This window comes from Pantoea sp. RCC30.1 (genome assembly GCF_058148845.1).
Window position 1 is genome coordinate 22,040 of the sequence record NZ_JBXUHX010000043.1, and the last position, 6,263, is coordinate 28,302.

General features: G+C 50.8%; 12 protein-coding genes. 1 reads left to right on the forward strand and 11 read right to left on the reverse strand.

Going from position 1 to position 6,263, the window contains the following annotated elements:
- Nucleotides 1–4 precede the first annotated feature (4 nt).
- The 8 genes from rpsC to rpsJ are packed head-to-tail and all read right to left on the reverse strand — an operon-like array spanning nt 5 to nt 4,089.
- Nucleotides 5–703 (reverse strand): 30S ribosomal protein S3, encoded by a 699-nt coding sequence (rpsC, locus tag AC2LB6_RS22625; protein ID WP_008927135.1) that lies wholly within the window; start codon nt 701–703, stop codon nt 5–7.
- Nucleotides 704–720: 17 nt separating this feature from the next.
- Nucleotides 721–1,053, reverse strand: coding sequence for a 50S ribosomal protein L22 (gene rplV, locus AC2LB6_RS22630; protein ID WP_008927136.1), 333 nt, complete (start codon nt 1,051–1,053; stop codon nt 721–723).
- Nucleotides 1,054–1,066: 13 nt separating this feature from the next.
- Nucleotides 1,067–1,345, reverse strand: coding sequence for a 30S ribosomal protein S19 (gene rpsS, locus AC2LB6_RS22635; RefSeq protein WP_001138115.1), 279 nt, complete (start codon nt 1,343–1,345; stop codon nt 1,067–1,069).
- 16 nt (nt 1,346–1,361) lie between these two features.
- On the reverse strand, nt 1,362–2,183 hold the full coding sequence (gene rplB / locus AC2LB6_RS22640) for a 50S ribosomal protein L2 (protein WP_090967268.1): 822 nt from the start codon (nt 2,181–2,183) through the stop codon (nt 1,362–1,364).
- A gap of 17 nt (nt 2,184–2,200) precedes the next feature.
- On the reverse strand, nt 2,201–2,503 hold the full coding sequence (rplW, locus tag AC2LB6_RS22645) for a 50S ribosomal protein L23 (protein ID WP_003850708.1): 303 nt from the start codon (nt 2,501–2,503) through the stop codon (nt 2,201–2,203).
- Nucleotides 2,500–3,105, reverse strand: coding sequence for a 50S ribosomal protein L4 (rplD, locus tag AC2LB6_RS22650; protein WP_003850711.1), 606 nt, complete (start codon nt 3,103–3,105; stop codon nt 2,500–2,502). Before rplD ends, rplW begins: the two co-directional genes overlap by 4 nt.
- A 10-nt stretch (nt 3,106–3,115) precedes the next feature.
- Nucleotides 3,116–3,745, reverse strand: coding sequence for a 50S ribosomal protein L3 (gene rplC, locus AC2LB6_RS22655; RefSeq protein WP_003850712.1), 630 nt, complete (start codon nt 3,743–3,745; stop codon nt 3,116–3,118).
- Between the two features lie 32 nt (nt 3,746–3,777).
- The gene (rpsJ, locus tag AC2LB6_RS22660; protein WP_001181005.1) at nt 3,778–4,089 is read right to left on the reverse strand and encodes a 30S ribosomal protein S10; all 312 of its coding nucleotides are present in this window, start codon (nt 4,087–4,089) and stop codon (nt 3,778–3,780) included.
- A 393-nt stretch (nt 4,090–4,482) separates the two neighbouring features.
- On the opposite strand from rpsJ, the gene AC2LB6_RS22665 reads away from it, so the two are divergent.
- Nucleotides 4,483–5,256, forward strand: a complete 774-nt coding sequence (locus AC2LB6_RS22665; protein ID WP_490095205.1) for a prepilin peptidase — start codon at nt 4,483–4,485, stop codon at nt 5,254–5,256.
- Here the strand turns inward: AC2LB6_RS22665 and bfr are convergent.
- From bfr to AC2LB6_RS22680, 3 genes are all read right to left on the reverse strand, one after another.
- Nucleotides 5,243–5,716 carry a bacterioferritin gene (gene bfr / locus AC2LB6_RS22670; protein WP_010253012.1) on the reverse strand — a complete coding sequence of 158 codons (474 nt, stop codon included), beginning with the start codon at nt 5,714–5,716 and terminating at the stop codon, nt 5,243–5,245. The two genes, AC2LB6_RS22665 and bfr, sit on opposite strands and share 14 nt — an antisense overlap.
- 100 nt (nt 5,717–5,816) lie before the next feature.
- Nucleotides 5,817–6,011: a bacterioferritin-associated ferredoxin gene (bfd, locus tag AC2LB6_RS22675; protein ID WP_010253015.1), complete on the reverse strand. Its 195-nt coding sequence runs from the start codon at nt 6,009–6,011 to the stop codon at nt 5,817–5,819.
- Nucleotides 6,012–6,182: 171 nt separating this feature from the next.
- Nucleotides 6,183–6,263, reverse strand: an 81-nt coding sequence (locus tag AC2LB6_RS22680) for an EF-Tu C-terminal domain-related protein (protein WP_081048829.1), incomplete at its 5' end; no start/stop codon positions are given.

Below are 6,263 nucleotides of genomic sequence, written 5' to 3' on the forward strand. Positions count from 1 at the left end.
CTCCTTACTTACGGCCTTTACGCTGCTGCTTTTTAGGTTGAGCAGCCGGTTCCGGTTGTTCAACAGCAGCCATACCACCCAGGATCTCACCTTTGAAGATCCATACCTTAACGCCGATTACACCATAAGTGGTGTGCGCTTCAGAGGTGTTGTAGTCAATGTCAGCACGCAGTGTGTGCAATGGCACGCGACCTTCACGATACCATTCGGTACGTGCGATCTCGGCGCCACCCAGACGGCCGCTAACTTCGACTTTAATACCCTTCGCGCCAAGACGCATGGCGTTCTGAACTGCACGCTTCATAGCACGACGGAACATCACACGACGCTCCAGCTGTGAAGTGATGCTGTCAGCTACCAGTTTCGCGTCCAGTTCCGGCTTGCGGACTTCGGCGATATTAATCTGTGCAGGAACGCCAGCGATTTTCGCGACGACCGTGCGCAGTTTTTCTACATCTTCGCCTTTCTTACCGATGACGATGCCCGGACGAGCGGTGTGAATAGTCACACGGATGCTCTTCGCTGGACGCTCGATAACGATACGAGAGACAGATGCTTTAGCCAGTTCCTTAGTCAGGAACTGACGTACTTTAAAATCGCTGTCCAGGTTGTCAGCGAATTCATTGGTGTTCGCAAACCAGGTAGAGTTCCATGGTTTTACAATACCCAGGCGAATACCATTAGGATGTACTTTCTGACCCATTGCTAGTCTCCAGAGTCTCAGCGATCGGACACAACCACAGTAATGTGGCTGGTGCGCTTCAGGATGCGATCTGCACGACCTTTGGCACGCGGCATAATGCGTTTCATGGTCGGACCTTCATCAACGAAAATTTTCGTGATTTTCAGATCGTCGATATCAGCGCCATCGTTGTGTTCGGCGTTAGCAATGGCAGATTCCAGAACTTTTTTGACCAGTACAGCCGCTTTCTTATTGGTGTAGGTCAAAATGTCCAGTGCCTGCGACACTTTCTTACCGCGAATCAGGTCTGCAACAAGGCGAACCTTCTGAGCAGAAGAACGAGCGTGGCGATGTTGAGCTAAAGTTTCCATCTCTTCCTCCTACTTATTTCTTCTTGGCTTTTTTATCAGCCGCGTGACCGCGATAAGTACGTGTCGGCGCGAATTCACCCAGTTTGTGACCAACCATTTCGTCGGAAACAAAGACAGGAACGTGCTGACGACCATTATGGACAGCGATGGTCAAACCGATCATGTTAGGAAAGATCGTTGAACGACGGGACCAAGTGCGCAAAGGCTTCTTGTCACCGCTTTCCACCGCTTTCTCTACCTTCTTCAGCAAGTGCAGGTCAATAAAAGGACCTTTCTTGAGAGAACGTGGCATGGCTTATCCTCTAATATTATTTGCTACGGCGACGTACGATAAACTTATCGGTACGCTTGTTGCTACGGGTCTTCTTACCTTTGGTCTGAACGCCCCACGGAGTTACCGGGTGCTTACCAAAGTTACGACCTTCACCACCACCGTGCGGGTGATCAACTGGGTTCATCGCGGTACCACGAACGGTCGGACGAACACCACGCCAACGGGCTGCACCAGCTTTACCCAGAACGCGAAGCATATGCTCAGCGTTGCCGACTTCGCCCAGTGTTGCGCGGCAGTCAGACTCGACTTTACGCATTTCACCAGAACGCAGACGCAGGGTAACGTAAGAACCTTCACGAGCAACGATCTGCACGTAAGCACCAGCTGAGCGAGCAATCTGACCGCCTTTGCCTGGTTTCATTTCTACGTTATGCACGGTTGAACCCACCGGGATGTTACGCATCGGCAGAGTGTTACCTGCTTTGATCGCAGCATCAACGCCAGATTGGATCTGGTCGCCGGCTTTCAGGCCTTTAGGGGCCAGGATGTAACGGCGCTCGCCGTCTTTGTACAGAACCAGTGCGATGTTCGCAGAGCGGTTCGGATCGTACTCAAGACGTTCAACAATTGCCGGGATACCATCTTTGTTGCGTTTGAAGTCAACAATACGATATGCCTGCTTGTGACCACCACCGATATGACGGGTAGTGATACGGCCATTGTTGTTACGGCCACCGGATTTGCTGTTTTTTTCTACCAGCGGGGCGAATGGTTTGCCCTTGTGCAGCTCCGCGTTTACCACTTTAACTACATGGCGACGACCCGGAGATGTCGGTTTACATTTAACAACTGCCATTGTCTTTCTCCTCCGACTTACTCAGCGCCGCCAGCGAAGTCCAGATTCTGGCCTTCTTTCAGGGTGACGTAAGCTTTTTTCCAGTCGCTACGACGACCGATACGCTGTCCTTGACGCTTAACTTTGCCCTTAACTACCAGGGTGTTTACGTCTTTAACTTCTACTTCGAACAGTTTCTCAACAGCAGCAACGATCTCTGCTTTGGTCGCGTCATTAGCAACTTTGAGAACGATGGTATTGGTTTTTTCCATCGCGCTAGATGCTTTTTCAGATACGTGCGGCGCGCGCAGTACTTTCAGCAGACGTTCTTCACGGATCATGCCAGCATCTCCTCAACTTGCTTAACTGCATCAGCAGTCATAACGACTTTGTCGAAGGCGATCAGGCTAACTGGGTCGATACCGGATGCATCACGCACGTCAACCTTGTACAGGTTACGCGCAGCCAGGAACAGATTCTCATCCAGTTCACCAGTGATGATCAGCACGTCTTCCAGAGCCATGTCTTTCAGTTTCTGTACCAGCAGCTTGGTTTTCGGTGCTTCTACAGCAAATGATTCGACAACGATCAGACGATCTTGACGTACCAGTTCGGACAGAATGCTTTTCAGCGCGCCGCGGTACATCTTTTTGTTAACTTTTTGACTGTGGTCCTGCGGCTTCGCAGCAAAGGTCACACCACCTGAACGCCAGATTGGGCTCTTTACAGAACCTGCACGCGCACGGCCGGTGCCTTTTTGACGCCATGGCTTTTTGCCTGAACCAGTTACTTCGGCGCGAGTTTTCTGCGCACGAGTACCCTGGCGGGCGCCAGATGCGTAAGCAACAACAACCTGGTGAACCAGCGCTTCGTTGAAATCACGACCGAAGGTAGTTTCGGAAACAGTCAGCGCGCTCTGCGCGTCTTTCAATACTAATTCCATTGCTATCCCCTTACGCCTTCACAGCTGGTTTAACGATCAGGTCGCTACCGGTAGCACCGGGAACTGCACCTTTAACCAGCAGCAGGTTGCGCTCAGCGTCAACACGTACTACGTCCAGACTCTGAACGGTTACGCGCTCATTACCCAGCTGACCTGCCATTTTCTTGCCTTTGAACACTTTGCCCGGAGTCTGGTTCTGACCGATAGAACCCGGAACGCGGTGAGACAAGGAGTTACCGTGAGTAGCGTCCTGGGTACGGAAGTTCCAGCGCTTAACGGTACCGGCGAAACCTTTACCTTTAGAGGTACCGGTTACGTCAACTTTCTTAACTTCAGCGAAAATCTCAACGCTGATGCTCTGACCTACAGAGTATTCTTCACCTTCAGCGGTGCGGAATTCCCACAGGCCACGGCCAGCTTCAACGCCAGCTTTAGCAAAATGACCAGCTTCAGGTTTGGTCACACGGTTTGCTTTTTTAGCACCGGTGGTAACCTGAATTGCCTGGTAACCATCGTTTTCCAGGCCTTTGACCTGAGTAACGCGGTTCGCTTCAACTTCGATTACGGTGACGGGGATAGAAACGCCATCTTCAGTGAAGATGCGGGTCATGCCCACTTTTTTACCGACTAAACCAATCATTGTTTCAACCTCTCAATCGCTCGATGACCTGATTAACCCAGGCTGATCTGCACGTCAACACCGGCAGCCAGATCCAGACGCATCAGAGCATCAACGGTTTTTTCAGTTGGCTCAACGATGTCTACCAGACGCTTGTGAGTGCGGATTTCGTACTGATCACGCGCATCTTTGTTAACGTGCGGAGAGATCAGAACAGTAAAACGCTCTTTGCGGGTTGGCAGCGGGATTGGACCACGAACCTGCGCACCAGTGCGCTTGGCGGTCTCAACGATTTCCGCGGTTGATTGATCGATCAGACGATGATCAAACGCTTTAAGACGGATACGGATTCTTTGGTTCTGCATGAGACCAGAGCTCCAAACTTTTTATAGACGAAAAAAATTACTACTCGAGCCCATTACGATTGATGGGAGAGTGTAATCGTTCAGCATATAACTCCCCAATTGGGAGTATTGTCAGGCGGCCCATATTTCAGCCGTCTGCGATTCTGCTCGAATCGCGCCTGCAATATCTGCAGGCCCGCGCATTATACGTAAATCTGTTCAGGAAGCAACCCGCGTTGACCTTTTACCCATGAAATAGTGGCCGATTCGTGAGACGCGCGTCGCACTGGAATGCCGTATGGCTGATAAATCCCTCATTACGTTGTGAGCGCATTTCCGCAGTTATTCATTTATAGATGACAGAGAACGGGAAGACAAAGAGAGTGCTGGTAACCTTTTATCGGGAGCAAAATCATGTCTCTGACCCTTATCACTCAGATTGCTGTGCTGGCTTGCGGAGGTGCATTGGGAAGCTTTCTTTCGCTGGCCTGTGCGCGCTTCTCCCCCGCTCTCTCACCCGTTCAGTGGTTTGCCTCGCTTTGCATTCCCGGTTCACGGTGTGAGCATTGTCAGCAGCGCTTGCTGTGGCGTGACGTTCTGCCTCTGGTCAGCTGGGCGGGTTTAAAAGGACGGTGTCGCTTTTGTCATCATCCATTCACCGCAGATAGCTTCGTCACTGAATGGCTGGTCGCAATGCTCTGCCTGCTGGTGCTGCTAAGCTTCACCGATCCTGCAGACGCTATCTTCATCATCACTGCCTCCAGTCTGTTACTCCTTGTAGCTTTCATCGACTGTCGCCACTTCTGTATACCTGACCCACTTAGCTATCTGCTGCTCTGGCTGGGATTACTCCACGCCAGCATGACCGGAAACGAAACAGCGGCGATAGGGGGCGCCCTGTCGGGCTACTGTGCGTTGTGGCTACTTGCCTGGAGCTATCGGCAGGTTCGGGGGTACGAAGGATTAGGTTATGGCGATATGAAGCTATTCGCTGCGTTAGGTGCCTGCTGTGGCTGGCAGGCATTACCCTGGATTGCGCTGGGTGCCACTGTTCTGGCACTGGCGACTATCATGATGCTGCAACTGCGAGGGTTAATTCAGGGGGACAGCCCGCTGCCGTTTGGCCCTTTCCTGGCCATTGCGGGCTGGGTAACGATAGTGCTGCAGACCCGATTCACTCTTGTTTGATTTGAGCCTGCAGATAGTTCTGAATGCCCATCTTCTGGATTAACTCAAGTTCCGTCTCAATCCAGTCGATGTGATGTTCCTCATCAGCCAGGATCTCAATCATCATGTCACGGCTGACATAGTCATGCACTTTGTCAGCATAGGAGATGGCTTCACGAAGGTCTTTCGCGCCCTCCAGCTCCAGATTCAGGTCTGAACTTAGCATCTCCTCAACATCTTCACCGATACGGAGTCGTCCCAGATCCTGAAGGTTTGGGATCCCTTCAAGGAAAAGAATACGCTCGATATATTTATCGGCATGTTTCATCTCATCGATTGATTCATGGTATTCAACGTCATTGAGGCGCGTCAGACCCCAGTTTTTGAACATGCGCGCATGCAGAAAGTACTGATTGATAGCAACCAGTTCATTTCCAAGCAGTTTGTTGAGATGACTGATAACTTTGATATCGCCCTTCATTGTTAACCCTCCGCGTCTGGTTTATTAGAGCGTAGATGCGGTTAAAAAGAAGTCAAAAAAACGCGACAGATATTGTGGGTATTCACGCACCGATCGTCGGTCAGGCTATCTCTTTGTAGAGAGGTGCATGCTGCATCTCTTCATCCATAATTTCACGTGCAGCACGAATGCATTTACCGCATTGTTTGCCGATCGGCACAAGCTGGCGCAATTGCTGGATAGATTTGGGCTGATAACGACGCACGACTTCACGAAGGGTTTTATCACTGATGGCATTACACAGGCAGACGTACATTGATTCATCACTCGGGTACATTTTCTGTACACAGTGTAAATGCGAATCGTTTTTATTTCAAACCCACCCTTTGCAGGGTTATGCCGTTTTCAGAGCAAAAAAAAAGAGCACCGAAGTGCTCTTTTTACTGTGTTGCAGTGGTCATTTACACGGCCACAGCAGATATCACAATTAAGCGATAACTTTAGCAACAACACCCGCGCCAACGGTACGGCCACCTTCGCGGATTGCGAAGCGCAGACCTTCGTCCAT

Coding starts and splice junctions, on each gene's coding strand:
- rpsC (WP_008927135.1), bottom strand. CDS start 703: ATGGGTCAGAAAGTACATCCTAATGGTATTCGCCTGGGTATTGTAAAA.
- rpsJ (WP_001181005.1), bottom strand. CDS start 4,089: ATGCAGAACCAAAGAATCCGTATCCGTCTTAAAGCGTTTGATCATCGT.
- bfd (WP_010253015.1), bottom strand. CDS start 6,011: ATGTACGTCTGCCTGTGTAATGCCATCAGTGATAAAACCCTTCGTGAA.
- rplB (WP_090967268.1), bottom strand. CDS start 2,183: ATGGCAGTTGTTAAATGTAAACCGACATCTCCGGGTCGTCGCCATGTA.
- rplD (WP_003850711.1), bottom strand. CDS start 3,105: ATGGAATTAGTATTGAAAGACGCGCAGAGCGCGCTGACTGTTTCCGAA.
- rpsS (WP_001138115.1), bottom strand. CDS start 1,345: ATGCCACGTTCTCTCAAGAAAGGTCCTTTTATTGACCTGCACTTGCTG.
- rplW (WP_003850708.1), bottom strand. CDS start 2,503: ATGATCCGTGAAGAACGTCTGCTGAAAGTACTGCGCGCGCCGCACGTA.
- rplV (WP_008927136.1), bottom strand. CDS start 1,053: ATGGAAACTTTAGCTCAACATCGCCACGCTCGTTCTTCTGCTCAGAAG.
- AC2LB6_RS22665 (WP_490095205.1), top strand. CDS start 4,483: ATGTCTCTGACCCTTATCACTCAGATTGCTGTGCTGGCTTGCGGAGGT.
- rplC (WP_003850712.1), bottom strand. CDS start 3,745: ATGATTGGTTTAGTCGGTAAAAAAGTGGGCATGACCCGCATCTTCACT.
- bfr (WP_010253012.1), bottom strand. CDS start 5,716: ATGAAGGGCGATATCAAAGTTATCAGTCATCTCAACAAACTGCTTGGA.